The 1,080-nt window shown below is 73.6% G+C and carries 2 pseudogenes; both read right to left on the minus strand.

The annotated features are described in order from the left end of the window. Window positions 1-130: 130 nt before the first annotated feature. A pseudogene (locus tag ABZW03_RS41190) lies at window positions 131-295 on the minus strand (pirin family protein); the annotation flags it as partial. A 214-nt stretch (window positions 296-509) separates the two neighbouring features. Beyond that, a pseudogene (locus tag ABZW03_RS41195) lies at window positions 510-1,043 on the minus strand (MFS transporter); the annotation flags it as partial. Window positions 1,044-1,080 lie beyond the last annotated feature (37 nt).

Below are 1,080 nucleotides of genomic sequence, written 5' to 3' on the forward strand. Positions count from 1 at the left end.
GGGGGGGGGGGGCGGCGGGGCGGGGGGGGGGGGGGCGGGGGCGGGGGGGGGCGGGGGGGGGGGGGGGGGGGGGGGGGGGGCCCCCCCCCCCCCCCCCCCACCCCCGGTTGGCAAACGCCCAGGTCAGCGGACGTTTCCCCCCGCGGGGCTTGAGGGGGATGCCGGGGAGCTCGGGAGCGGGCAGGCGGTCGCCCGGGTAGCCCTGGACCTCGCCGAAGCGGTCACCGGCGGCCTGCCACTCCTCGCGGGCCTGGACGATGTCCTCGTGGGACCGCCCGATGAAGTTCCACCACATACCACGTGATTTGCGTTTCTTCCCAGGTCAGGGGTGTGGCGGACCGGTTGCTACTGCGAGCGGGTCGCCGAGACGGGGGTGTCGGCCTTGCGGGACGGGGCGCGGGTGGTTGGGAAGTTGGTTTTCACGCAGCGTCTGCGACCACAACCGCCGTGCGGCCGGGCGAGCTCGGGTTTTCAAGCCTGATTCTGTGGAGCTGAGTTCATGAACGCCAGACGGTGGCCAGCACTGCCGCCAGGACGAGATAGGCGGCGCGCCAGCGGAAGCGGTCGGCGAGGGCGGCGGTGACGGGTGCGAAGACGGTGGAGGCGAGGCCGCCGGCCAGCGTGACGGTGGTGAGCGCACGGATGTGGTCGGGCTGGTGCCAGCGGGTCAGGGCGGCGAAGGCGGGCTGGTAGAAGGTGGCGGCCATCGCGGCGCCGGCGAGGAGCCAACTGGCGAAGAACAGCGGCAGGTTCGGGGCGGCCGCGATGCCGACGAGGGCAACGGTCCCGACGACGGAGCCTGAGGTCATCACCTTGCGGGGCCCGCGCCGGTCGATGATCCGGCCGACCGTGAGGCCGACGAGGGCGGAGACCAACAGAGCGGCTGTGAACGCGGCGGTCGTCTGCGCGGTGCTCCAACCGGTGTCGGCGGTGATGTGCGGGTTGAGGACGGGGAAGGCGTCGTAGACGATTCCCCAGCTGGTGATCTGGGGCGTGGTCCGGCTCGGCCGCCGGCAGTGCCTGGTCCAGGAGCTCCCGGCGATCGAGGGCCTGGCCCGGGTGGACACCGTCTGCCTGGAC

Source organism: Kitasatospora sp. NPDC004799 (assembly GCF_040609095.1).
In the GTDB taxonomy this organism is placed as follows: domain Bacteria; phylum Actinomycetota; class Actinomycetes; order Streptomycetales; family Streptomycetaceae; genus Kitasatospora.